General features: G+C 49.1%; 25 protein-coding genes and 2 tRNA genes. 15 read left to right on the top strand and 12 right to left on the bottom strand.

The window, feature by feature from the left end; translation table 11 throughout:
* Positions 1-69 precede the first annotated feature (69 nt).
* From leuS to AB8S08_RS03910, 15 genes are all read left to right on the top strand, one after another.
* Complete coding sequence (leuS, locus tag AB8S08_RS03980) at positions 70-2655, top strand: leucine--tRNA ligase (RefSeq protein WP_369744181.1); 2586 nt, start codon at positions 70-72, stop codon at positions 2653-2655.
* Positions 2656-2657: 2 nt separating this feature from the next.
* The gene (gene lptE / locus AB8S08_RS03975; protein ID WP_110074772.1) at positions 2658-3146 is read left to right on the top strand and encodes an LPS assembly lipoprotein LptE; all 489 of its coding nucleotides are present in this window, start codon (positions 2658-2660) and stop codon (positions 3144-3146) included.
* Positions 3147-3148: 2 nt separating this feature from the next.
* Positions 3149-4180, top strand: a complete 1032-nt coding sequence (gene holA / locus AB8S08_RS03970) for a DNA polymerase III subunit delta (RefSeq protein ID WP_369743750.1) — start codon at positions 3149-3151, stop codon at positions 4178-4180.
* Complete coding sequence (gene nadD / locus AB8S08_RS03965; protein WP_369743748.1) at positions 4177-4803, top strand: nicotinate-nucleotide adenylyltransferase; 627 nt, start codon at positions 4177-4179, stop codon at positions 4801-4803. Before holA ends, nadD begins: the two co-directional genes overlap by 4 nt.
* A gap of 106 nt (positions 4804-4909) precedes the next feature.
* Entirely contained in the window at positions 4910-5233 is a 324-nt protein-coding gene (gene rsfS / locus AB8S08_RS03960; RefSeq protein ID WP_110074775.1) for a ribosome silencing factor, read from the top strand.
* Complete coding sequence (rlmH, locus tag AB8S08_RS03955; RefSeq protein WP_369743746.1) at positions 5233-5703, top strand: 23S rRNA (pseudouridine(1915)-N(3))-methyltransferase RlmH; 471 nt, start codon at positions 5233-5235, stop codon at positions 5701-5703. Before rsfS ends, rlmH begins: the two co-directional genes overlap by 1 nt.
* Positions 5704-5705: 2 nt before the next feature.
* Positions 5706-7619, top strand: coding sequence for a penicillin-binding protein 2 (gene mrdA, locus AB8S08_RS03950; RefSeq protein WP_369743744.1), 1914 nt, complete (start codon positions 5706-5708; stop codon positions 7617-7619).
* Positions 7609-8724, top strand: coding sequence for a rod shape-determining protein RodA (gene rodA / locus AB8S08_RS03945; protein ID WP_110074778.1), 1116 nt, complete (start codon positions 7609-7611; stop codon positions 8722-8724). Before mrdA ends, rodA begins: the two co-directional genes overlap by 11 nt.
* A gap of 39 nt (positions 8725-8763) precedes the next feature.
* Entirely contained in the window at positions 8764-9780 is a 1017-nt protein-coding gene (gene mltB, locus AB8S08_RS03940) for a lytic murein transglycosylase B (RefSeq protein ID WP_369743742.1), read from the top strand.
* Positions 9781-9784: 4 nt separating this feature from the next.
* Positions 9785-10591, top strand: coding sequence for a septal ring lytic transglycosylase RlpA family protein (locus AB8S08_RS03935; RefSeq protein ID WP_369743741.1), 807 nt, complete (start codon positions 9785-9787; stop codon positions 10589-10591).
* 73 nt (positions 10592-10664) lie between these two features.
* Positions 10665-11828, top strand: a complete 1164-nt coding sequence (locus AB8S08_RS03930) for a serine hydrolase (protein ID WP_369743739.1) — start codon at positions 10665-10667, stop codon at positions 11826-11828.
* A gap of 250 nt (positions 11829-12078) precedes the next feature.
* Complete coding sequence (gene ybeD / locus AB8S08_RS03925; RefSeq protein WP_153825772.1) at positions 12079-12345, top strand: DUF493 family protein YbeD; 267 nt, start codon at positions 12079-12081, stop codon at positions 12343-12345.
* Positions 12335-13006 carry a lipoyl(octanoyl) transferase LipB gene (gene lipB / locus AB8S08_RS03920; protein WP_110074783.1) on the top strand — a complete coding sequence of 224 codons (672 nt, stop codon included), beginning with the start codon at positions 12335-12337 and terminating at the stop codon, positions 13004-13006. The genes ybeD and lipB overlap by 11 nt, the downstream gene beginning before the upstream one ends.
* Positions 13007-13009: 3 nt before the next feature.
* On the top strand, positions 13010-13975 hold the full coding sequence (gene lipA / locus AB8S08_RS03915; RefSeq protein ID WP_110074784.1) for a lipoyl synthase: 966 nt from the start codon (positions 13010-13012) through the stop codon (positions 13973-13975).
* Positions 13972-14373: an MAPEG family protein gene (locus AB8S08_RS03910; RefSeq protein WP_369743737.1), complete on the top strand. Its 402-nt coding sequence runs from the start codon at positions 13972-13974 to the stop codon at positions 14371-14373. Before lipA ends, AB8S08_RS03910 begins: the two co-directional genes overlap by 4 nt.
* Positions 14374-14420: 47 nt before the next feature.
* Here the strand turns inward: AB8S08_RS03910 and AB8S08_RS03905 are convergent, their stop codons facing one another.
* From AB8S08_RS03905 to secG, 12 genes are all read right to left on the bottom strand, one after another.
* On the bottom strand, positions 14421-15497 hold the full coding sequence (locus tag AB8S08_RS03905; RefSeq protein WP_369743735.1) for a hypothetical protein: 1077 nt from the start codon (positions 15495-15497) through the stop codon (positions 14421-14423).
* Complete coding sequence (gene nlpI / locus AB8S08_RS03900; protein WP_369743734.1) at positions 15484-16392, bottom strand: lipoprotein NlpI; 909 nt, start codon at positions 16390-16392, stop codon at positions 15484-15486. Before nlpI ends, AB8S08_RS03905 begins: the two co-directional genes overlap by 14 nt.
* 233 nt (positions 16393-16625) lie before the next feature.
* Positions 16626-18755 (bottom strand): polyribonucleotide nucleotidyltransferase, encoded by a 2130-nt coding sequence (gene pnp, locus AB8S08_RS03895; protein WP_110074788.1) that lies wholly within the window; start codon positions 18753-18755, stop codon positions 16626-16628.
* Positions 18756-18937: 182 nt separating this feature from the next.
* Positions 18938-19207, bottom strand: coding sequence for a 30S ribosomal protein S15 (gene rpsO, locus AB8S08_RS03890; protein ID WP_110074789.1), 270 nt, complete (start codon positions 19205-19207; stop codon positions 18938-18940).
* A gap of 97 nt (positions 19208-19304) precedes the next feature.
* On the bottom strand, positions 19305-20285 hold the full coding sequence (gene truB, locus AB8S08_RS03885; protein WP_369743731.1) for a tRNA pseudouridine(55) synthase TruB: 981 nt from the start codon (positions 20283-20285) through the stop codon (positions 19305-19307).
* Positions 20285-20713, bottom strand: a complete 429-nt coding sequence (gene rbfA, locus AB8S08_RS03880; protein WP_110074791.1) for a 30S ribosome-binding factor RbfA — start codon at positions 20711-20713, stop codon at positions 20285-20287. The genes truB and rbfA overlap by 1 nt, the downstream gene beginning before the upstream one ends.
* 6 nt (positions 20714-20719) lie before the next feature.
* Positions 20720-23395 (bottom strand): translation initiation factor IF-2, encoded by a 2676-nt coding sequence (gene infB, locus AB8S08_RS03875; protein ID WP_369743728.1) that lies wholly within the window; start codon positions 23393-23395, stop codon positions 20720-20722.
* Positions 23396-23418: 23 nt separating this feature from the next.
* Positions 23419-24918 (bottom strand): transcription termination factor NusA, encoded by a 1500-nt coding sequence (nusA, locus tag AB8S08_RS03870; RefSeq protein WP_369743726.1) that lies wholly within the window; start codon positions 24916-24918, stop codon positions 23419-23421.
* Positions 24919-24942: 24 nt separating this feature from the next.
* Positions 24943-25401 carry a ribosome maturation factor RimP gene (gene rimP, locus AB8S08_RS03865; RefSeq protein ID WP_369743724.1) on the bottom strand — a complete coding sequence of 153 codons (459 nt, stop codon included), beginning with the start codon at positions 25399-25401 and terminating at the stop codon, positions 24943-24945.
* Positions 25402-25583: 182 nt separating this feature from the next.
* Positions 25584-25660: transfer RNA gene (locus AB8S08_RS03860), tRNA-Met, on the bottom strand.
* Positions 25661-25723: 63 nt separating this feature from the next.
* A tRNA-Leu gene (locus AB8S08_RS03855) sits at positions 25724-25808 on the bottom strand.
* 47 nt (positions 25809-25855) lie between these two features.
* Complete coding sequence (gene secG, locus AB8S08_RS03850) at positions 25856-26182, bottom strand: preprotein translocase subunit SecG (protein WP_369743723.1); 327 nt, start codon at positions 26180-26182, stop codon at positions 25856-25858.
* Between the last annotated feature and the right edge of the window lies 1 nt (position 26183).

The following is a 26183-nucleotide window of genomic DNA, read 5'->3' as shown; positions in this document are numbered from 1 at the left end:
GGCAGCCTCAGCTATTACTTTTAATTGCCACCAGTTAATCAATAAACGGAAGTCCAGATGTTAAAGCAGATGCCGGAGCAGTACGATCCAGCCCTTGTTGAACCCCAGGTACAACAGCGTTGGGAACGCGATAACGTGTTTCAAGTTAGCGAAGACCCTAGCAAAGAAAAATTCTATTGCTTGTCGATGTTTCCTTACCCAAGTGGCAAGCTCCATATGGGACACGTACGTAACTATACGCTCGGTGATGTGGTCGCTCGGTTTCAGCGGATGCAAGGCAAAAACGTCCTGCAACCTATGGGTTGGGATGCTTTTGGCTTGCCGGCCGAAAACGCCGCTATTCAGAACCAAACGGCACCAGCTAAATGGACCTATCAAAACATTGATTACATGCGTAACCAGCTCAAGTCTTTAGGCTTTGGTTACGATTGGTCGCGTGAATTAGCCACCTGTCAGCCGGACTATTATCGGTGGGAGCAATGGTTCTTCACCAAGCTTTATGAAAAGGGCTTAGTGTACAAAAAGAATGCCACGGTAAACTGGGATCCGGTCGACCAAACCGTACTTGCTAACGAGCAAGTTATCGACGGTCGTGGCTGGCGTTCTGGCGCGAAAGTTGAGCAAAAAGAAATTCCGCAGTGGTTTATAAAAATCACGGACTACGCGCAAGAACTGCTCGACGATTTAGACCAACTTGAAGATTGGCCTGAGCAAGTAAAAACCATGCAGCGCAACTGGATTGGTCGCTCTGAAGGGGTTGAAATTGATTTTGCTATTGCTGATAGTGATGCGCATTTAACCGTTTATACCACTCGCCCTGACACCCTATACGGGGTGACTTATATGGCAGTGGCGGCGCAACACCCGTTAGCGCAACAAGCAGCTGAGCAGAATCCTGAGCTTGCGGCCTTTATCGAAACCATTAAAAACGTCAAAATGGCTGAAGCTGATTTGGCTACCATTGACAAAAAAGGTATGGATACGGGGTTCCGTGGCGTTCATCCGCTAACGGGCGAGCTTATTCCAATCTGGGTCGCTAACTTTGTGTTGATGGATTACGGTTCAGGTGCAGTGATGGCTGTTCCGGCCCACGACCAACGTGACTGGGAATTCGCCACCACCTATCAATTGCCTATCACTGTGGTGATCGATCCGGCCAGCGGTGAGGCCGATATTAGCCAAGCTGCCATTACTGAAAAAGGCACCACCATTGCCTCTGGTCCCTACACAGGTTTAACCAGTGATGAAGCTTTCCAAGCCATTGCTGATACCCTCGAACAACGTGGCATTGGCCGCCGTCAGGTGAACTTCCGCCTGCGTGATTGGGGCGTATCGCGGCAACGCTACTGGGGTGCGCCTATTCCGATGCTGAATTTAGCGAATGGTGAATCGGTGCCGGTACCGGCAGATCAACTGCCAGTAAAACTCCCTGAAGATGTGGTGATGTCAGGTAACTCATCCCCTATCAAAGAAGATCCACAATGGCGCCAAACCACTTACCAAGGGCAGCCAGCCGAACACGAAACCGATACTTTTGATACCTTTATGGAATCATCTTGGTATTACGCGCGCTATTGTAGCGCCAACTACCAAGACGGTATGCTGAACCCTGAGCAGGCTAACTATTGGTTGCCAGTAGACCAATACATCGGCGGTATTGAACACGCGATCCTGCATTTGCTCTATGCGCGTTTCTTCCACAAATTGTTACGCGACACTGGGTTAGTGGAATCTGATGAGCCATTTAAGCGCCTGTTAACCCAAGGTATGGTGCTTGCGGATAGTTATTTCCGTGAGGATGCCTCAGGTAAAATCACCTGGTATTCGCCCCTAGAGGTGGATATTCGTCGTGATGACAAGGGCCGCATCATTGAAGCCATCTTGCGTAGCGATGGTAAGCCGGTAACTCATGGCGGCATGACCAAAATGTCGAAATCTAAGAATAACGGCATCGACCCGCAGGTGATGATTGATAAATACGGTGCCGATACCGTGCGCCTGTTTATGATGTTTGCCGCACCGCCAGAAGCCACGCTCGAGTGGTCTGACTCTGGTGTCGATGGCGCGCAACGTTTCTTGCGTCGAGTCTGGCGCTTGGCTGCGGACTTTGTCGCGGTAGCAGACCAGCCGCGTAGCCAAGACTGGCAGCAACTGTCTGAGTCACAACAGCAATTACGCCGTGAATTACATCGTGCTATTCAAAAAGTTACCGATGACATGGGCCGTCGCCAAAACTTCAATACAGCTATTGCAGCCATCATGGAGTTATTGAACCGGCTGCAAAAAGCTTCTTTAGATACAGCTCTTGATCGTGGCTTAATGGCCGAAGCCTTGGATGCCGTAGTGCTGATGTTAGCGCCGGTAACCCCGCATTTAGCAGAAGCCCTGTGGCAGGCCTTAGGCCATAGCAGTGATATCAACTTTGCCGCCTGGCCAAGCTTTGATGAGGCAGCCTTAGTCGAAACTTCGGTACTGATTGTGGTGCAAGTTAACGGTAAGGTACGGAGTAAATTGACCGTAGCCGCCGATGCCGATGAAGCAACCGTGACTGCCCTAGCTATGGCGGACGACAATGTGGCGCGCTTTGTGGATGGTAAAACCATTCGGAAGCAGATTTATGTGCCGGGTAAGTTATTCAATATAGTGGCTAACTAATCATGCGTAACGGCTTGCTCCAATGGATAGCAGTGCTGTTGGCCACAACCCTAATCGTGGGTTGTGGCTTTCAGTTACGTGATCAGTATCAATTGCCGCCGAGTTTGCAACAAGTGTATTTACAAGCACCCAAGTTTAGTGAATTTGCTAACGTATTTGAACAGCGCTTAAGCTTAGCCGGGGTTGAACTCGTAGATGCCGATCCTGGCTTGGTGATTGCTATTAACCGCGACGAGCTCAGTCGCCGTACCCTATCCCTATCGGGCTCTGGCCAAGTAGCGGAATACGAGTTGATCTATAGCGTGGACTACAGCATCAACGAAGCCAATAAAGATCCGGTCGACCTACGAATTGAGGTCTATCGTGATTATCAAGACGACCCCAACTTTGCGCTAGCCAAGACCCGTGAACGCGAACTGCTGGTGGCAGAAATGCGTGAAGAAGCAGCCCGCCGCATGCTCCGGCAGATTCTTGCCCAGTTAGCGGAGTAATCATGCAGCTTTATAGCAGCCAACTCACCCAGCATTTACAACAACATGGGCTAGCGCCTATCGTTTGTGTGTTTGGTGATGCGCCGCTATTAGTGGATGAAAGCGTCCAGCAATTACGCCGTTTTGCGCGCCAGCAAGGCATTGATGAGCGCCAACGGTTGCTCCAAGACGCTCAGCTTGATTGGAGCATCTTGCATACCGCCAGTGCTAATCTAAGCCTGTTTTCAAGTCAGCGTTTACTTGAGCTAGAATTACCCGAGGGTAAACCTGGGCGCGAAGGTGGCGAAGCCTTGCGCAGCTATGCCGAGCAGCCCAGCCAAGACCAAATTCTGGTCATTATTGGCCCTAAACTTAAACAAGAACAACAAAAGGCCAAGTGGTTTCAGCAACTCAGCAAAGTCGCCACCATGGTCAGCGCCAACAATCCTGAGCGCCAGCAGCTGCCACGCTTTATTCAGCAACGGGCGCAACGCTATCAGTTACAACTAGACCCCTCGGCTGTACAATTGCTGGCTGATTGGTACGAGGGTAACCTGTTAGCACTGGATCAAGAATTACAGAAACTAGCCTTAAGCGAGTTACCTCCCCCAGTCACTGCGGCCCTGATTACTTCGCATAGTGAAGATCAAAGCCGTTTCAATGTGTTTGCGTTACAAGAAGCTATTTTGGCGGCGGATCTCGACCAAGCGTTGCACAAGTTGCAACGCCTGTTTGAAGGGGATGTTGAGCCGGCTATTTTAAATTGGGCTCTGCAACGCGAATGGACCCTAGTATTCAGTCTGCAACAAGCTCTGGCGGCAGGACAAAGTTTTAGTGCGGCAGCCAAGCAACAACGTCTGTGGCGCTCGCAAGAGCCTGCTTATCGCCAGTTTATGCAGCGTATGGATGCCTCCGCGATGCAAGTCGCGGGACAATTGTTAAGCCGCTTAGAATACGCTTTTAAAGGTGATTCAGGTGACCACTATCCCACCTTAGTCACGCAATTAGTGGCCCTGTATTGCCGCCCACAACAGTTGCAGCAGTTGCCCTTATGATTCGTGCTATTCTTGGCGGTACTTTTGACCCTATCCATTGGGGCCACTTGCGTCCGGCGCAACAAGTGCAACAGCTACTGCAGGCGCAACTACATTTAATGCCCAGTGCGCAACCACCCCATCGTGACTATCCTGGTGCTACCGCTACCCAACGCCTAACCATGACGCAACTCGCAGCCACGGCCCTAGACCATTGCGTTGCCGAAGACTGGGAGCTCAACCAAGCTCGACCAAGTTATACCGCGCAAACGCTTGCCGAACTGAAGCAACGCTGGCCACAGGACACGTTGGTCTTCTTATGCGGCGCTGATGCCTTTGCATCACTGCATCGTTGGCATCAATGGCAGCATCTCTTTGATCATGCAAATTGGGTCGTGATGCAACGCCCCCATAGCCAAGTCACGTTCAACGCCACCGTTACAAAGGTGCTCGCCGAACGCCAAATCACTCAGCTAGATCAGTTCATACAACAACCCCAGGGGGCGATTTATCTGGCCCCAACCACGGCTATTGATATCTCTGCAACCGCCATTCGAACTGCTATCCAGCAACAACAAGCATGGCAACATTGGGTGCCGGCAAGTGTTGCTCACTACATCGAACAACAGCAGCTTTATCGTTAGCTGCTTTTTTGTGTTGCTTCATGCTAAACTAGCGCATCTTTTTTTGACATGTTAAACCTTGGCCGCCGTCATTCTTGAACGCGCCAAAAACTGGAGTAAGACCCTTTTGCAAGCTGAACAATTACGCGACTTTGTCGTAGCTAAAATTGATGATATGAAAGGCCGCGACGTTAAAGTATTAGACGTACACGAGCAAACCGATGTTGCTGAATATATGGTGATATGTTCAGGTAGCTCAAAAACCCACGTGCGCAGTATTGCGAACTATGTGGCCGCCGAAGCGAAACACCACGGCGTAGCCCCGTTAGGCGTTGAAGGTCATGAACATTCTGAATGGGTGCTAGTAGACCTAGGTGACGTAGTCGTGCATGTGATGCAAGAAGCCATCCGTGATTTCTACGAACTTGAAAAACTTTGGAGCCGCAAGTAATGCGGATTCAGCTGATAGCTGTTGGGCAAAAAATGCCTGATTGGATCAGCACTGGCTATCACACCTATGCCAAACGTTTTCCAGCCGACTGCCAATTACAATTGGTTGAGATTGCGGCTGGTAAACGTGGTAAAAATGCCGATATTGCCCGTATTCTTAAGCAAGAAGGCGAAGCCATGCTGGCGGCCGTTGGTAAAGGTGATCGGATTGTTACCTTAGAGGTGACCGGTAAACCTTGGACAACCCCCCAGTTAGCTGGACGCTTAGAGCACTGGCTGATGGACGGGCGTGACATTAGCTTATTGGTGGGTGGCCCCGAAGGGTTAGCCCCTGAATGTATTGCCGCCGCCGATGAACGCTGGTCGTTATCGGCCCTCACCTTACCGCATCCACTGGTACGGGTGATTGTCGCCGAAGCCTTGTATCGCGCTTGGAGTGTCACCAACAACCACCCCTACCACCGTGAGTAAGCATGAAGCACAAACGCATTACCATCCGAGACAATTACGCTGAAGCTGCGCTATTTGCCCGGCGCGTTTTTGTTAGTTTGCTGGTGGTAGTGGTCACCTTTGGGGTGCTGTTACTCAACATGTATCATTTACAAGTGGTTGAGCATCAACAGTTTCAAACCCGCTCCAACGATAACCGCATTAAAGTCGTCCCACTAGCCCCTAATCGTGGCATTATTTACGACCGTGATGGCCGCATACTAGCCGAAAACCGCCCGGTTCTGAGTCTAGAAATCACTCCTGAACAAGTCGAAGACTTGGATGCAACTCTGGCCAGATTACAACAGTTGCTTGAGTTTGATGCTAGCGTGATTGAGGATTTTCATGAGACCAGGCGGCGCGAACGACGTTTTAATCAGGTCATTTTATTAGACCGTTTAACCGAGCAACAAGCAGCTCGAGTAGCGGTACGTCAACATGACTTCCCGGGGGTAAGTATTGAGGCACGATTAGTGCGGCATTATCCCTACGGCGAGGCCATCACCCATGCGCTGGGCTATGTCGCTAAAATTAACCGTACGGATCTTAATAAACTGACCGAACAAGGTTTAGCGGCCAATTATGCAGCCACTCGAGTGATTGGCAAACTCGGTGTTGAACGTTTTTATGAAGAGCAACTGCATGGCAGTATTGGCTATCAACAAGTTGAAGTTGACATTCGTGGACGTAACATTCGCACGCTATCCGTTCAACCGCCGGTACCGGGCCAAGATCTACACTTAGAACTAGATGCAGAACTGCAACAATTTGCCTACGATCTACTCGGCCAAGATCGTGGCTCTATCATTCTCATGGACCCGCGTGATGGGGCTATTTTAGCTATGGTAAGTAAGCCTAGTTATGATCCTAACTGGTTTGCTCAGGGCATCAGCTACGCTCAATATCAAAGCTTACTCAACTCGACCCACTCGCCGCTCCTTAATCGTAGTACCCAAGGTGGCTATCCGCCGGCATCCACCATTAAAGCACATTTAGCCATCACCGCGTTAGAGCAGGATATTATCACGCCAAACAGCCGTATTTGGGATCCAGGTTGGTTCATGATTGAAGGTGTCGATCACCGTTATCGAGATTGGCTAGCTTGGGGACATGGCTGGGTTAATGTCACCGACGCCATAGTCGAAAGTTGTGATACCTTTTATTACGACATTGCCTTAAAAATGGGCATCAACGTCATTCATGATGATATGGCTCGCTATGGTTTTGGCGAGCGCACTGGCATCGATATCGCTGAAGAATCAGCCGCGGTGATGCCGTCGCCAGGCTGGAAGCGCGCGCGTTTTAACCAGCCTTGGTATGCTGGCGAAACGGTATCGATTGGCATAGGTCAAAGTTTCTGGACCACCACCCCAATGCAACTCGCGGTAGCCACATCAGTGCTAGCAAACCGTGGAGAGCGCCCGGTCCCGCGTCTCTTAGAGAGTATCGCTGAAGGCCCGGTGCGGATTCCTGCGGTGGTGGAACAACGAGAGCCGGTGGTATTAAAAAATGCCAACAACTGGGAAGTCGCCCACCAGGCCCTCACCAAAGTAATCACCTCGCCCAAAGGTACCGCACGGCGGGCGTTTCAAGGGGCCAGTTACACCTCCGCCGGTAAAACCGGAACCGCGCAAGTACGCAGTATCGGCCAAGACGAAGAATATAACGCTGAAGAAATTGCTGAAAAATACCGTGATAATGCGATGTACGTGGGTTACGCACCTGCTGAAAACCCAGAAGTTGTGGTGGTTATTGCCGTCGAAAACGCCGGCGGCGGTAGTAGTATTGCGGCGCCCATGGCGCGCCAATTACTCGATGCCTACTTTGCTGATCCGGCCCCGACGGGAGGCTTAGAGTCTGTGTTACCGATTTTAGAGGAGCCAGCCGATGCAAACTAGCCAAGAACGCCAACGTCATAGATGGCTCAGTAGATTTCATATTGATGGCCCACTCTTTTTAGCGCTGCTGGTACTAGCCCTGCTTAGTCTCGTCACGGTTTATTCAGCCAGTGGCCAAGACCTCGCCATGACCGAACGCCAAGTGGTGCGTATTGGCTTGGCCTTTGTGGCCATGTTGGTCGTAGCACAAGTTCCCTTAAGTTTAGTTGAGCGCTGGTCACTACCAATATTTGCCGTCGGCATCGTGTTGCTGTTAGGGGTGTTGCTCTTTGGTGAATCCAGTAAAGGGGCGCAACGTTGGCTAAATCTTGGCGTGGCAACCATTCAGCCATCGGAGATCATGAAGCTAGCGGTACCGATGGCCGTAGCTTGGTTCATAGCACAACAAGGCCTACCGCCCACCAAAACGCGTTTGGCTGGGGCCTTTTTGCTGCTGCTCATCCCTACTCTGATGATTGCCAAACAGCCTGATTTAGGTACCTCATTACTGATTGCTAGCGCCGGCATCTTTGTGCTGTTTTTAGCCGGTATGAGTTGGCGTCTCATTACCCTCTTTGGAGTTGCCATAGGCGCTTTTATCCCGGTGCTTTGGTTCTTTCTCATGCACGGCTATCAGCGGCAGCGTGTGTTGACCTTCCTTGACCCAGAGCGCGACCCCTTAGGATCAGGTTATCAAATCATTCAATCGAAAATCGCGATAGGTTCCGGCGGTATTGAAGGCAAAGGCTGGTTACAAGGCACCCAGTCGCAGCTGGAGTTTCTCCCTGAGCGCCACACGGATTTTATCTTCTCGGTATTTAGCGAAGAGTTTGGCTTAATTGGCGTGATTGGCTTATTTTTGCTTTATGGTTTCATTGTTTTTCGTGGCATGATTCTGGCCATGCGGGCGCAAAAGGTGTATCACAAATTGTTAGCTGGCAGCTTAACTCTTACCTTTTTTGTTTATGTTTTGGTAAATATTGGCATGGTCTCAGGACTCTTACCCGTGGTTGGTGTACCCTTGCCGCTAGTAAGTTATGGTGGCACATCTATGGTGACATTAATGACAGGATTTGGTTTACTGATGGCCATCGCTACGCATAAACGTTTAGTTATGCACGATTAGCGCCATCAGCACAATAATAACAAGCGGTAAGGAATAACCATGCGCAACTACGTTCGTCTGTTCAACCAACTTAGTACCAAGCTCTTAGTCACCGCGAGCTTAGCTGTGGTCCTCAGCCAGCCTGCTAGTGCCAAAGTAGAGCCAGCAGATGCTGCTACCGTAGCGCAATTACAGCAAGAATTTATTGAAACCATGGTCAACGAGCATGGTTTTAGTACCAGCCAAGTGCAACAGCTGTTGCAGCAAGCCAGTTTTAATCAAGACGTATTTGACGCCATTCAACGCCCGTGGGAAGCCAAGCCTTGGCATCAATACTATCCCATTTTTTTGACCGAAAAACGCCTGCAAGCCGGCCTTAAGTTTTGGCAAACCCATCAACAAACGCTCGCCAAAGCCGAACAAGAATATGGCGTACCGGCCGAAATTATTGTCGCCATCATTGGCGTAGAAACCTTTTACGGCGAGTACCTAGGTAACTATTCGGTATTAGATTCACTCTTTACCTTAGGCTTTCACTATCCGCCTCGAGCTAAATTCTTCCGCTCTGAGCTCGCCCAGTTTATGCTGTTGGCCAACGAAGAAGGTTTACCTGCTACTGAGCTGATGGGCTCCTATGCCGGAGCCATGGGCTATGGCCAATTCATCTCCTCTTCTTACCGTCATTACGCGGTAGATTTTGATGCCGATGGCGTACGTGACTTACTAGGTAATCCAGTCGATGCAATTGGCAGTGTCGCTCATTATTTTGCTCGCCACGGTTGGCAGGCCGATGCTCCCGTTGCGCAGCTGCTAGCGCCGAGCGATTCCGTAGCTAACCTCGTAGAAAAAGGCTTGAAGCCAAGTGCAACGGTGGCCGAACTCACTGAACGGGGCCTTAGCCTTACCAGCACCGTCAACGCTGATCTGAAAGCCAAAGTGTTTGCGTTTGAATTAGCTGAAGGCCATGAGTATTGGCTAGGGTTCAATAACTTTTATGTGATTACCCGCTACAATCACAGCCCGCTGTACGCCATGGCTGTGTATCAATTTAGCCAACAGTTGCGGCAAGCGAGGTAACACCATGCTAAGGCCACTCTACCTAGTCTGGTTAGCCCTGCTTACGTTACTGCTAGCAGCGTGCTCGAGTGCACCTGAAGCCCCATCTCGCTATAGCCAAAAGCATGACTCTATCCCCGCACGACTACCTAGTGCCGATGAACTGATAGAGCCCGAGCCCTCATTTGAGCCTTACAGCCGGCAAGGTAATCGAACTTATCAACTGTTTGGGCGTACTTGGCATATTTTAGATAATGTCGAGGGTTACACCCAAGAAGGAACCGCCTCGTGGTATGGCGAAAAATTTCATGGCCATTTAACCTCAAATGGCGAAACCTACGACATGTATGCCATGAGTGCCGCCCACAAAACCCTGCCATTACCCTCCTATGTGCGAGTAACCAATTTAAATAATCAGCAATCGGTGGTGGTGCGAGTTAATGACCGTGGGCCTTTTCACGGCAATAGAATCATCGATTTATCCTACGTTGCCGCCTATAAAATAGGCATGCTTAAAACCGGAACGGCGCCGGTTCGGATTGAAGTACTGCAACCGCCGGAGCCGAATACGGCAATCGCTGTGACCACCCCCATCGCACCTACCTCTGTGCCGCAGTTTTATATTCAAGTGCATGCTGGGGCAGATCCTCAGCGGTTAGCCCTTGAAGCTGAAAAACTTCAAAAAATCTACGCTGTCCCTGCAACTACTCAACCTAATAATGGTCTATACAAAGTCATGTTAGGTCCGTTTGCCGAACCACAGACCAATGAATTGTTAGAACAACTTCGGCAAGCTGGTTATCCCGACGCATTTCGGGTAGCCGTGCCCTAAAGCCTGCGTTTTCTGATAGAACGTGGTACTATTCGAACCCTTTTTAGAACTAGTAACATAGAGAATCATCCTTATGCCCAATGTGTTTCGTCACTTTGTTCGCAGCTTAACCATTGTTGCTGCCGCCTCCGTAACCTTAGCTCACGCTGCTATCGTTCCGCCAGCGCCCTCCATTAATGCCAAAGGGTACATTTTGATGGATTACACCACGGGCCATGTCATTGTCGGTGGCAATGAAGATGAGCAATTAGCGCCGGCTAGCTTAACCAAAATGATGACCAGCTATATTATTGGCCGTGAACTGCAAGCAGGCCGCATCAATAATGACGACATGGTCACCATCAGTGAGAACGCTTGGGCCAAGAACTTTCCTGAATCATCCAAGATGTTCATTGAAGTAGGTAAACAAGTATCGGTTGCTGAGCTCAACAAAGGCATCGTGATTTCTTCCGGTAATGATGCCTGTGTCGCTATGGCTGAACACATTGCCGGCAGTGAAGACGCCTTTGCTGATCTGATGAATACCTACGCCGCAGAGCTGCAATTAAGTAACTCTAACTTTGCTAACAGCCATGGTTTACCAGACCCAGATCAATACACCTCGCCGCGTGATATGGCTGTTTTAGCCCGTGCCTTGATTCGCGATGTGCCGGAAGAATATTCGTTGTACGCCGAAAAATCTTTCACTTACAACAATATCAAACAGTACAACCGTAACTCGCTGTTGTGGGATCGCAGCATGAATGTGGATGGGATTAAAACCGGCCACACCGAAGAAGCCGGTTATAGCTTAGTCTCATCAGCTACCGAAGGTGACACCCGCCTCATTGCTGTGGTGATGGGTACGGACAGCGAGCAAGCACGTAAAGTAGAAAGTAAAAAATTATTGAACTACGGCTTTCGTTATTACGAAACCGTCACTGCCTACAGCGCTGGCGAGAGCTTTGTCGATCACCGTATTTGGGGAGGTGAACAAGATACCGTGCAGCTTGGAGTCACTGAAGATGTGGTGATTACTTTACCTAAGGGCCAACGCGGCAACCTGAAAGCAAACTTTGAGTTAACGCAAAACTTGCAAGCGCCTATCGCTAAGGGCACTCAAGTAGGCACTGTGTATTTGCAACTTGACGGCGAAGATATTGCCAGCTACCCACTTGTTACCCTTCATAGTGTTGAACAAGGCGGTTGGTTTAAGCGTTTAAGTGACTGGGCTAAGCAATCTTTTAGCGAAGAATAGCCCGGCCTCGATGCTAGTTCCAGCAAGGCCGTTAAGTCCGCGGCCTTGCTCTCTCTCCCACAACCACAACCACGACTACAACCTCAGTCTAGTGCAAACGCGCAAAGCACATTCAAATTCCAACCTTGCCCTAAAATAATGATATAATCGGGCGCAACAGTTACGACACCTTGTTATCGTTATTTTTGCCCTCATCATGCAGTGGTATAAAGCAATGGTGTTAGTTAAGCCATTCATTTGGGAGTAAAGCATGCAAAAAACACGCTTTGATGAGTTGGTTGAGTTTCCTTGTCACTTCACCTTTAAAGTGATGGGCTTGGCTGTTCCACAGTTAGCAGATTTAGTTGTCGCCGTTGCTCAGCAACATGCGCCGGGCGATTATAACCCGACCCTAAAGCCTAGCAGCAAAGGAACCTACCACTCGGTATCTATTCAAATTAAAGTAGAAAGCCAGCAACACATAGAAACCCTCTATCGTGAGTTGGCGGCAATCGAAGAAGTGAAATATGTGCTCTAAGTTGGCCACTAAAGAGATCACTCAACAACTGCTGATTAGACAGCTTGGCAGGCAGCCCTACCAGCCGGTATGGCAGGCCATGCAAGACTTTACCGATAAGCGCGATGAACATACCCGTGACGAACTTTGGGTACTTGAACATGAGCCGGTGTTCACCCAAGGCCAAGCCGGTAAAGCAGAGCATATTTTGGCTCCGGGCGATATTCCAGTGGTCCAAGTAGACCGCGGGGGGCAAGTCACCTACCATGGTCCCGGCCAATTGGTTGTGTATTTTTTACTAGATATTAGGCGCCGCAAAGTCGGCGTACGACAACTAGTCAATACCATTGAAGACACCATAGTGGCGCTGATGGCCAATTATGGCGTGGTTGCTGCCGCCAAAGCCGATGCCCCTGGCGTTTATGTGCAAGGCGATAAACTTTGCTCGCTAGGGTTACGTATTAGAAAAGGCTGCTCGTTTCATGGTCTGGCACTGAACGTGGATATGGATTTAAGCCCGTTCGCAAGAATCAATCCTTGTGGCTATGCCGGCATGCAAATGGTACAAACAAAATCACTGAATGGGCCGCAGGATGTCACTGATGCGGCCACGCAGGTAACTCAAATCTTCGCTGAATTGATGGGTTATCAAGAAATCACCGAAACAACAGGATTCGCATAGGCTATGTCAAAACCGGTAAGAATTGAACCTGGCGTAAAACTTCGTGATGCCGATAAAATGGCATTGATCCCCGTAAAAATAATGCCAACTGAGCGTGAGCAGATGCTGCGCAAACCCGCGTGGCTAAAAGTGAAGCTACCTAGCTCTACTCAGCGTATTGACGAAATTAAGCAAGCCATGCGTAAGCATGGGCTGCACTCTGTCTGTGAAGAAGCCTCCTGCCCTAACTTGGCGGAATGCTTTAACCACGGTACCGCAACCTTCATGATTCTGGGTGCCATCTGTACCCGCCGCTGTCCATTTTGTGACGTTGCGCACGGTCGTCCGCTACCCGTTGACCCCGAAGAAGCCGTTAAATTAGGTGCCACTATTCGTGACATGAAAGTTAAGTATGTGGTGGTGACTTCCGTTGACCGCGATGATTTACGTGACGGTGGTGCACAACATTTTGCTGACTGTATTCGTGAAATCCGAGCGCAAAGCCCCGGCATTCAGGTAGAAGTGTTAGTGCCTGATTTTCGTGGGCGGATGCAAGTCGCGTTAGATATCCTAACCGATGAGGCTCCGGATGTGTTCAACCACAATCTTGAAACCGTGCCACGCATGTACAAAGCCGCGCGGCCTGGAGCGAATTACCAGTGGTCGTTAGACCTGCTCAAAAATTACAAAGCAGCTCGACCTGATGTCCGTACTAAGTCTGGTCTTATGGTTGGCTTAGGCGAGACCAATGAAGAGATTCTAGAGGTGATGCGCGATTTGCGTGCGCACGATGTTGATATGCTCACTATTGGTCAATATCTACAGCCGAGTCGCCATCATTTGCCCGTTACTCGTTATGTGACGCCAGATGAGTTTGATATGTTCCGCGCTGAGGGCGAAAAGATGGGCTTTACTCATATTGCCTCGGGTCCCCTAGTTCGCTCCTCGTATCATGCCGATATGCAAGCTGCCGGTAAGGAAGTGAAATGAGTATTCTGATCTGGTGTTTATTGATTGCTGGGTTGCTACCGATTGCGGCCAAAGCACCTGTGGTGTATTTCCAGAATCGCGATGCAGGTTACGATAACCGCCATCCGCGCGCTCAGCAGCAACGCTTAACGGGTGCTGGTGCTCGTGCTGTGGCGGGGCATTATAATGCCTACGAGGCGTTTCCACTGTATGCCACCGCTATCCTTGCTGTATTAGCCACCAATAGCGTTTCTGATACTAACATTACGTTAGCCGTGAGTTATCTTGGTTTACGCATTGCGTATCATATTTTGTATTTAGCTAATTACGACAAACTACGCAGCTTGGTCTGGTTTTTTGCAATCGCCTGCCCAGTGATTATGCTGGCACAAACGGCGTTGGCAGTGGCTGCCGCTTAGCACTGTAAGGCTATCATTGGGAGGAGTTTACCTAACCGTGACTCCTCTTAATGAGCATACTGTTGCTGAATAAGTTCTAGATACAGCGATGGCCAACGCGCACTATCGAAATATTGCATCGCCGTGATCTCAGCTAGTGGTCGCCAAGCAAAATAATCGCTGTGTCGACATGTATCCACCGCATGTAAGCCAACCTGCTCGGGTGCACTTCCCAACTCCCATAACAACTCTCCTTGGCTATTAGTTAGTGAGGTAGGCTGCGCTAGCAAGCGCCAATCCTTTACCGCAGTTCGCCATGGCAAGGTTTGCCACAGCTGTTGCAGTTGCTCAGCACTGAGTTGGCGACTGTCAGTCACCACAATATTTAAACTAGGATGCTGGTAATCACCGCGACAAAAAGCAGCAGCTAAAGGCGCGCTCATCGCGTATTCATCAGCTAGCCCCAACCAATGCCCAACTTCGTGAGCTAACAGCTCCACCGGCGCTGCTAAACTAAGTACCATGCTAAAATCTTGCTGTCGTTGCGCTGCCGAAGCTATGCCAGACTGCTCTACCATCAACACTCGATATCCCGGCTGATTAGCATCTGCATGGCTGTTGCCGCCACCTAACGGACCTTGGAGATGACATTGCAGCCGACCGCGTGGCGTCACTAGCTGACACTCGGTAACCGCTCTTGGATAGGTTTGTAACTGCCAACAAAAGCCAATTTCGTACATTGGCTTCGCTAATGGATGATGCTGCCACTGGTGTAATAACTGATACGCTTTGAGCTCACCACTGCCCTCAGGCACTTGTAACTGAATGGGATAACGACAAGCAGTAGTTGAAGGTGACTGCATGACAGGCACGGGTAATTGAGGGGAAAATTCAACGCGTGTAGGTCGTACAGGAACGGCTATTAGCCACCCGTTGGGCGGCATGGCTAATAGATCAGGCAAGGTCGTTAACTGTGCGGTGCTGACTGCCTCCGGATACTTGCCCTCGCTGCGATAGGAGAGCGGATTGGCGAATACTTGCTGACAACTGACCAACGCTATCAACAGGATCCCTAACTGCACCATCCGTTGCAAGCTATTGCTCCAGTATGGCGGTTTGTGCTGTCGCTCACTACTGTGCATCAAGCTTGGTTGAACTCGCTTGCTGCTCTAGTGCTTGCTGACTGCGTTGCAGCTCAATTCCAGCATAACGGTGTTCTAAAAATCGGTACACATTAGTCGTGAGCGCTAGTCGAAAATACACCGCTGCAGCTTGGTTGTCGCCTTCCAATTGCTTCAGCTTACCCAAATAAAAGTAACTCTCACACATGCGCTCGGCTAGGGTTTCATCTTCGCCTAAGTGTTTAGGTGCATAGTCATTTAAAAAGCTTTGCTCATCCACCACACCCAACAACAGATCATTCAGCACCCAGCCCCAAGCGCCATTGGCATACTTGATTCGGCGTTCGGCTAGATTACGACGGGCCGCCTCGGCATCTGTTTCTACTTCAGCTAAATACAGCCACAGCACCCGATACGGGTCGTCGGGTTGGCTTTCAAAATAGCGCTGATAATCTTTGCTGGCGAGGTCAATTCGGCCATCATAATAGGCTGTCATACCGCGATTAAGCAAGGCATAGGGGTGCTCAGGCTCAAGCTCTAAGGCCGAGTCGAACATCTCATAAGCATAATTGTACTGTTCGATTTCCGTGTACTGGATACCCAGAAAATTATAGGCGTCGGCTAAACGTGGATCGCGCTCTAAAGCACGATTTAAATCAATACGAGCTAGCCCACTCAAACCGAGCGCATCATAGAGACTGCCGCGTCGATACAGCAATTGCGCCATACTGGCATCATCCAATTGATTCTGGTGATTAGCGAGGTCAGTAAGTTTCGCGATTTCAATTTGATAACGCATGTCTGGCGCTTGCGGCGTTACTACAAATAAATTCATGACCGCCGATTCAGAGGGATCGGGTAATTGGGCACAAGCACCCAGCAACAGCACCGATGCCAGCACCGCGATACGACTTTTCATAAAGGACAACCTTTCGTTATGGTTCAACTCATCATACCTTAGTTGCAACAAAAATAAAGTTCTGAACAGGTGCTTGAGCAAGCTGATGAGGATTAACAAGGTAACACGGGGGAGCTGAAAACAGCTGATGAATTCACACCAAGGCTTTGGGTTTAACCAAAACCTTGGCATGAATGCTTTGCTCACCGCAGGTCAGATAATCGACCGGGTTTGCGGGTAGGACTTATTTTTGCTTATTCGCTATCGCTGCTGTCAGTGCTAGCTGGAGCTGCTGCTTCAGCTTTATCAGCGGCGTCTTTCATGCTCAAACGAACACGACCTTGACGGTCAATTTCAAGCACTTTAACTGGCACTAGATCACCAACTTTCAGGTATTCGTTTACATCATTCACACGCTCTTCAGCGATTTGTGAGATGTGCACTAAACCATCTTTACCTGGCAAAATTGTAACGAATGCACCGAAGTCTACAATGCGCGCCACTTTACCTTGGTAAATGCGACCAACTTCTACTTCTGCAGTCAGCTCTTCAATGCGAGCGATAGCTGCATCGGCTGATTCTTGGTCAGTTGCAGCGATACGCACGGTGCCATCATCATTGATTTCGATGTTGGTGTTAGTGCTTTCAGTTAACTCACGAATAACTGCGCCACCTTTACCAATCACGTCACGGATCTTATCAGGATTGATCTTGATGGTAGTGTAACGCGGAGCGTAGTTTGATAACTCAGTACGAGCACCGGCTAACGCCTGATCCATCACTTGCAAGATGTGCAAACGAGCTGCTTTAGCTTGAGCTAAGGCAATTTCCATGATTTCACGGGTGATACCGTCAATCTTGATATCCATTTGTAAGGCGGTTACGCCGTCAACGCTACCGGCAACTTTAAAGTCCATGTCGCCCAAGTGATCTTCATCACCTAAGATATCAGACAAGACGACAAATTTGTCACCTTCTTTCACCAAGCCCATGGCGATACCAGCGACTGATGACTTGATTGGTACGCCTGCGTCCATCAATGCTAATGATGCACCACATACTGATGCCATTGAGCTTGAACCGTTTGATTCAGTGATCTCAGATACCACACGGATGGTGTACGGGAATTCGTCTTGTGACGGCATCACCGCTTGTACACCGCGCTTAGCTAAACGGCCGTGGCCGATTTCGCGACGCTTAGGTGAACCTACCATGCCGGTCTCACCCACACAGTATGGAGGGAAGTTATAATGCAACATAAAGCGATTGTCGCTGCGACCAGTAAGGTCGTCGATCATTTGTGCATCGCGCTCAGTACCTAAGGTTGCAGTAACCAAGGCTTGCGTTTCACCACGGGTGAATACCGCTGAACCGTGCGTGCGTGGCAACACGCCAGTGGCCATATGCAGAGCGCGCACCATATCTGGTTCACGACCATCAATACGCTTCTCGCCGGCAATAATGCGGCTACGTACCACGTCACTTTCCAATGAATGGAACAAATCGCCGATTTCTTTAGCATCTAAAGTTTCATCTTCTGCCAGCAACTGCTCAGTAACTTGGGCTTTCAATGCCGCTACTTGCTCATAACGTGCCGCTTTTTCAGTGATACGGTACGCATCGCCAATGCCTTGCTCTGCTAATGCTTTGATTTTGTTTAGTAACTCAACATTTTTCGCAGGAGCTTGCCAATCCCAAGCTTCTTTACCTGCTTCAGCAGCAAATTCATTGATGGCGTTAATCACAGTTTGCATTTGCTCATGGCCATAGACCACCGCGCCTAACATGGCATCTTCTGATAATAGCTGAGCTTCTGACTCAACCATCAATACCGCACCCGCAGTACCAGCAACCACTAAATCTAGCTTAGAAGTGGTCAACTCTTCCATGGTTGGGTTTAATACGTACTCATCATTGATAACACCCACACGTGCTGCACCAATTGGGCCAGCAAAAGGCACGCCAGAAATAGCTAAAGCAGCTGAGGTACCGATCAAAGCAACGATATCTGGAGAAATTTGTGGGTTTACTGATACCACAGTCGCAATCACTTGCACTTCGTTATTAAACCCTTCTGGGAATAATGGACGAATCGGACGGTCGATTAAGCGTGAGGTTAAGGTTTCGTTTTCTGATGGACGTCCTTCACGCTTGAAGAAACCACCAGGGATTTTACCGGCAGCGTAAGTACGTTCTTGATAATTTACAGTTAATGGAAAGAAATCTTGGCCTTCTTTGGCATCTTTCTTAGCCACCACGGTCACCAACACGGTGGTGTCATCCATGCTTGCCAATACGGCTGCAGTTGCTTGGCGCGCCATTGCACCAGTTTCTAATGTGACAGTATGCTGACCATACTGGAATTTCTTAGTAATAGGATTCACGTTATTTTTCCTTTGTCTTTCTCTTTTAAATTCTTAAGCGCTATTAGTTACTAGATATTAGACACTAACTCAACCCAGTGTTCTTGATCTAATGAATATCTAATATCTAATACCCAATAACGCCTTTGTCCTTCGATAAATAAAAAAGGGGCCACAACAGGGCCCCTTCCAATGAACAATGCTTAGCGACGTAAACCTAAGCGCTCAATCAGGGTTGCATAACGCTGATTGTCTTTACGCTTTAAGTAGTCCAACAATTTACGACGTTGGCTAACCATCCGTAATAGACCACGACGTGAGTGGTGATCTTTTGCGTGTTCTTTGAAGTGGCTTTGCAGTTCGTTAATGTTTGCAGTCAATAGTGCTACTTGAACTTCGGTAGAACCGGTGTCATTTTCGCCTTGACCATATTCTTTAACGATTTCAGCTTTTTGTGCCGCAGTTAGTGACATATATTACTCCTGATAAGTGAAAAATGTCAGTGCCGATCACTAATTCAGCACCAACGAAATCGCTGCAAATTATACGCACTTTATGCCCGCAGCGCAATCAATCTCGCAAATTCAATACCCGCTTGGGTTTCACCCAAAGGCCTGCTTCCGCTGGCCCAGTTGCAAGCGCCGGTGCTTGCAGTAAACCCATCCCAATAAACACCCCATCAGAGCTACGCAGTACTCGATAATGATCTGCGACAACTTCAGGTGGCTGCGTTAACTGAGCCGGATTACCCAATAAAAACTTGCCAGCCTCGGCGGCCTCGACCGTTACCGTGGGCAGGTGCTGGATAACCGTATCATTGGCTAGCAATAAAGCGTCAATCGCGGCGTAATCCCCTTGTTCTGGATCCGTCTGCGCAGCTACCGCTGCCAACTCTTCAGCACTGTAAACAGGGCCAACCACGCCCTCTATCCAACTGCGGTGCAACTCCGCAACATGCGCTCCGCAACCTAGAGCTGCGCCCATGTCGTCGATAAGCGTACGAATGTAAGTGCCTTTTGAACAGGTCACGTCTAACACCAAGCGCGCTCCGTGCCACTCCACTAAGTTAATCTCGCGAATGCTAATAGCACGTGTTTTGCGCGGTACTTCTATGCCTAAACGGGCATAGTAATACAACGGCTTACCTTCGTGTTTTAACGCTGAATACATCGACGGAGATTGCTGTTGCGGGCCCGTGAATTGCTTAATAACTCGATCGATATCAGCTTGGGTTAAACGCTCAAGCAAAGCTGCATCAGCCTGCGCTACTATCTCACCTTCGCTGTCACTGGTGGTGGTGCGAATTCCTAAACAAGCTTCTACCCGATAGGCTTTATCCGCTTCTAAGGAGTAATGAGATACTTTCGTGGCTTCGCCAAAACACAACGGCAGTAGCCCGGTTGCAGCCGGATCTAAAGCGCCAGTGTGGCCTGCTTTGTTGGCATTTAAAAAACGCCGCACTTGTTGGAGTGCGGCGTTTGAACTGATATCACGGGGCTTATCAAGCAAAATCACGCCGCTGACATCGCGACCTGACTTTCTTCGTCCCATTAATCGTCTCCGTGGTCGTCGGTGGCTGCGGTATCGGCTGGCTTCGCAGTGGGGGCTGCATTGCCGCGACTTTCGTCACGTTTAATGGCCTCATCAACTAAGCGCGACATCCGAATACCTTCGTTCAAGGACGGGTCATGTACAAATCGTAGTTCGGGAATAATACGCGCCCGAATACGCTTGCCAAGTAATGAACGAATAAAGCCTGCGGCATCATTCAGTACTTTCAGCGCGGTTTTGATTTGCTCTGGCTCATCGTTGAAGAAAGTCACGAATACTTTGGTGTAAGCCAAATCCCGTGATACTTCTACTTCAGATACCGTCACCATACTCACCCGCGGATCTTTTATTTCGCGCTGCAGTATCATCGCTATCTCACGCTGATACTGCTGCCCTACTCTGTCGGTCCGACTATAATCTTTCGCCATAGGCGCTTATAAGCTCCGTTCTACTTGAACTGTTTCAAAGACTTCAATTTGGTCACCAACACGAACGTCGTTGTAGTTCTTCACGCCGATACCACATTCCATACCGTTGCGAACTTCTTGTACGTCGTCTTTAAAGCGGCGTAATGACTCTAACTCGCCTTCGTAGATAACTACGTTATCACGTAGTACCCGAATTGGAGCTGAACGTTTCACCACACCTTCGGTAACCATACAACCAGCAATAGCGCCAATCTTCGGTGATTTAAACACATCACGAACTTCAGCCAAGCCAATAATTTGCTGCTTGAACTCAGGCGCTAACATACCGCCCATAGCCGCTTTAACTTCGTCAATCAAATCATAGATAACACTGTAGTAGCGTAAATCTACCGCGTCTTGCTCAATCAAACGCTTGGCTGAAGCATCAGCACGCACGTTAAAACCAATCACAATCGCGTTTGATGCACTGGCCAAAGATGCGTCGGTTTCAGTAATACCACCTACGCCGCTACCAATGATGTTCACTTTTACTTCGTTTGTAGAAAGCTTCTGCAATGAATCAGAAATAGCTTCTAGTGAACCCTGTACATCCGATTTAAGCACGATGTTCAGTTCTTGCACTTCGCCTTCTTGCATGTTCGCGAACATGTTTTCTAGCTTAGCTTTCTGCTGCTTAGCTAATTTAACTTCACGATATTTGCCTTGACGATAGTTAGCTACTTCACGGGCCTTACGCTCGTCTTTAACTACGGTAGCTTCATCACCAGACTGTGGCACACCTGACAAGCCAAGAATCTCGACCGGAATTGATGGACCAGCTTCTTTCACTTCTTTACCTGTTTCATCGCGCATCGCACGAACTCGGCCATATTCTAGGCCACAAAGTACGATATCACCTTGGCGTAAGGTACCTTCTTGAACCAACACCGAGGCTACCGGACCGCGTCCTTTATCTAACCGTGATTCAATAACTATGCCTTTGGCCATGCCGGTCGCAACAGCTTTCAGATCCAGCACTTCAGCTTGTAACAAGACCGACTCTAGCAACTGTTCAATACCGTCACCGGTATGCGCCGATACTGGTACAAACATCACATCGCCACCCCAATCTTCAGGGATAACATCGCGTTGGGCTAGTTCGTTCTTAACTCGATCTGGGTCCGCCGTTGGTTTATCCATCTTGTTGATGGCAACCACGATTGGTACTTGGGCGGCGCGAGCATGCTGAATCGCTTCAAGCGTTTGTGGCATCACACCATCATCAGCAGCTACCACCAAGATGACGATATCAGTCGCACTTGCACCACGCGCACGCATCGACGTAAACGCAGCGTGGCCTGGGGTATCGAGGAAAGTGATCATGCCATGATCCGTTTCTACGTGATACGCACCAATATGCTGGGTAATACCGCCAGCTTCGCCTTTCGCTACTTTCGCTTTACGAATGTAGTCAAGTAACGAGGTTTTACCATGGTCAACGTGACCCATTACAGTCACTACCGGAGCACGTGTAGTGGCATCATCGGCTGTATCTGCACCACGATCCGCCAACACTTCTTGCTCTAGGGCGTTTTCACTAACCAACACCACTTTATGACCCATTTCTTCAACGACCAACGAGGCCGTTTCTTGGTCTAGTACTTGGTTAATGGTCACCATTTCGCCCATTTTCATCATGGTCTTGATAACTTCGCTAGCTTTGACCGCCATCCGGTTAGCTAACTCACCAACAGTAATGGTTTCGCCTAGCTTAACGTCACGCTCTACCGGCGCGGCAGGTTTATTAAAACCATGCTGCAAGGTTGAACGCTTAGCACCTTTACGGCGTTTTTCACGACGCGGGCTATCATCACGTTCGTCATCTTTATGACGGCGTTGCTTACTTACTTTACGACGGCTGCGACGCTCTTCATCCACGTCTTGCTCGTCTTCAGCAGCTTGCGCTGTAGATGAGGTGGTAAAGTGAACATCTTCTTGTTCAGCTTTTTTACGCTTGGCTTCTTCTTCTTGCCAACGAGCTTCATTTTCTTCAGCTAAACGACGCGCTTCTTCAGCTTGACGCGCAGCTTCTGCTTCGGCCTTTTTACGGGCTTCTTCTTCTTGCGCCTTACGTAACCGCTCTGCTTCCGCTTTCGCTTCGTCAGCTTTCTGACGTTCTTCTGGCGTCATTGCTGCGCGCTTATCAGCTTCTGCTTTCGCTTTCGCTTTTTCTTTCTCTTTGCGAGCTGCTTCTTGTTTAGCTTTTTCTTCAGCTGCTTTTGCTTCCGCTTGAGCTTTGGCTGCCGCCGCTGCTTGCGCTTCGTCTTCTAAACGTTTCGCTTCAGCTGCTGCACGTTCTTGTTCAAGACGTTCTTGCTCAGCTTTTTGCTGCTCTTCTAAGGCCGAACGCTTCACGTACGTACGTTTCTTCCGCACTTCAACTTGCACCGACTTACTACGACCTGGGCCGCCGCCGATACTTAAGGTGCTTTTTTCTTTCCGCTTCAACGTCATTTTAGCCGGCTCAGCAGGACCGTTGCCACCATGGGCCTTGTTCAAATGCGTTAGTAATGCTTGTTTCTCGTCTTCGGTAACAGCGTCGCCAGGCTGTTTTTTCATACCAGCCTCGGCAAACTGTTGCACCAAACGATCAACTGTCGTACCGACATCTTTGGCTAGCTTATCCAGCGTTACTTCTTCCATAGTCAGTTGTACCCCCGTTGATCTTATTCTTCGTCACCGAACCAGCAAATATTACGCGCTTGCATAATCAATTCTCCGGCTCGTTGTTCGCTTAACTCTTCAATTCCTGCCAAATCATCAATGCCCTGCTCGGCTAATAGCTCGAGACTAGTCACACCTTTGCTTGCTAACACAAAGGCTAAATGACGATCTAAGCCCTCTAAGTTAAGCAATGATTCATCTGGCTCTGCACTCTCTAACGACTCTTCTGTGGCTAATGCACGAGTTGTTAGTACCGCTTTCGCGCGGCTGCGTAGCTCTTCAACAATATCTTCGTCCATCCCCTCAATTTCCAGTAATTCATCTACTGGAACATAAGCGATTTCTTCTAACGAGGAGAAGCCTTCGTCAACTAATACGTTGGCAAAATCTTCGTCAATGCCAAGGTTCTTAGTGAACAAATCAAGTACTTTCTGTGCTTCAGCTTCGTTCTTCTCAGTAAAGTCAGCAACTGACATCACGTTCAACTGCCAACCAGTTAGCTGACTGGCTAAACGCACGTTTTGCCCAGCTTTACCAATGGCTTGGGCAAGATTGCCTTCTTCTACCGCGATATCCATGGTGTGTGCTTCTTCATCAACCACAATCGCTGCGACTTCGGCCGGTGCCATTGCGTTGATAACGAACTGGGCTGGATTATCATCCCACAACACGATATCAACGCGTTCGCCACCTAACTCACCGGAAACTGCTTGAACCCGCGCGCCACGCATACCAACACAAGCGCCAACAGGGTCAATCCGACGGTCATTGCTCTTCACGGCGATTTTTGCGCGTGAACCAGGGTCACGAGCGGCACCACGAATCTCAATCATTTCTTCGCCAATTTCTGGCACTTCAATGCGGAAAAGTTCGATCAAGAAGTCCGGATGGGTACGGCTAACAAATAATTGCGCACCGCGTGCTTCAGGACGCACATCAAACAGCACGCCACGAACTCGGTCGCCGGCGCGAACGGATTCGCGTGGCAACATGTCTTCACGATAAATAATCGCTTCAGCGTTGTTACCAAGATCCAAAATCACATGCTCGCGGTTGGCGCGTTTGACCGTACCTGTCACCAGCTCACCCACTTGATCTTGATATTCTTCAACTACTTTAGCGCGCTCAGCTTCGCGTACTTTCTGTACAATCACCTGCTTGGCGGTTTGAGTGGTAATGCGATCAAACTCAATCGAGTCGATTTGCTCTTCAACATAATCGCCGGCTTGTACTGAGTCGTCCTCGTACTGGGCCGCAGCTAAGCTGATTTCGCGATAAGGGTGCTCTAGCGGTTGTTCGCTATCATCCACCACTAACCAGCGGCGAAACGTATCAAATTCGCCAGTTTGGCGATTAATGCTGACGCGTACTTCGATATCGCCTTCGTATTTTTTCTTTGTTGCGTGCGCAAGTGCTGATTCTAATGCTTCGAAAATCTTTTCTTTCGATACATCTTTTTCGTTAGAAACTGCTTCTGCAACCAATAAAATTTCTTTTGCCATTGTTCTGCCTCGCCTACGCAATCCTTAGTTAAACTGAGGAACTAAATGAGCTTTCTTAATGGATGACTGCGCTACTTTCAGGGCTTCACCATCAACGTTAAATTCTACGTAATCGCCATCAACAGCAGCAATTACACCTTTAAATTTGCGTTTACCTTGCTGTGCTACAGTTAATTCTACCGCAGCGGTCTCGCCAAGGTAACCTGCATACTGACTCGCGTTGAAAAACGGACGTTCCATACCTGGCGAGGATACTTCTAAAAAGTACTCCGTGCTGATAGGGTCTTCTACGTCTAAAATTGCGCTTACCTGATGGCTTACCGCCGCACAGTTATCAACGCTCACGCCATCGGCATGATCAATATAAACACGTAAGGTTGAATGTTTACCTGCCCGCACAAATTCCACGCCCCAAAGGGTGAAATCTAAAGCTGCTACTGCAGGTTCTAACATCTCAAATAAACGATCTTCAACTCGAGCCAAGTTTGCCAACTCCTAAAAACAAAAAAAGGGCGTCATCGCCCAGTGTTATTGACTGCCAATTCATTGTATTAAGGGCGTTTATTACTAACGTCTTACGCTTAACACAGATGCTGCAGCAGAGGTCACATAGTAAAAAGCCCCGAACTGCTGCGGGGCTTTTAGAACACTGGACCCTTTGTAATTGGTTGCGGGGGCAGGATTTGAACCTACGACCTTCGGGTTATGAGCCCGACGAGCTACCAGACTGCTCCACCCCGCGTCCGAAAACGAATCCATATTATAAAGATTTTGGCTACAAACGCAACCGTAGCCGTTGTAAATTTGGTGCGGATGGCGGGACTTGAACCCGCACGCCCTAAAGCACTACCCCCTCAAGATAGCGTGTCTACCAATTCCACCACATCCGCAAATCTGTTACTAACTCAGCACCACTAACGAACCCAACTCAGAGGTCTTAGTTTGACCCTGGCACGTCGCTATCGTTGCTTGGTACTGTCGGCACTTCTTCTTGCATCATGTCTAAGTTATCAAACTGGCTGCCTGCATCGCCATTACCGGCGGCTAGGTTACCAAGAACCAGACTCAACACAAAAAAGATAACCGCTAAAATAGCTGTGGTACGAGTTAAAAAGTTACCCGAACCGCTTGAGCCAAACACAGTATTTGATGCGCCTGCACCAAAAGAAGCACCCATATCGGCACCTTTACCATGTTGAATCATCACAAAGCCGATCAACATCAAGGCTACGATGAGATAAACGATTAGAAAAATCTCGTACATA

Origin of the sequence: Pseudidiomarina sp. PP-1MA, assembly GCF_041200125.1 — a bacterium.
GTDB lineage: Bacteria > Pseudomonadota > Gammaproteobacteria > Enterobacterales > Alteromonadaceae > Pseudidiomarina > Pseudidiomarina fusca.
Note: the sequence above shows the minus strand (reverse complement) of the source record. Positions and strands in the feature narration are given on the sequence as shown.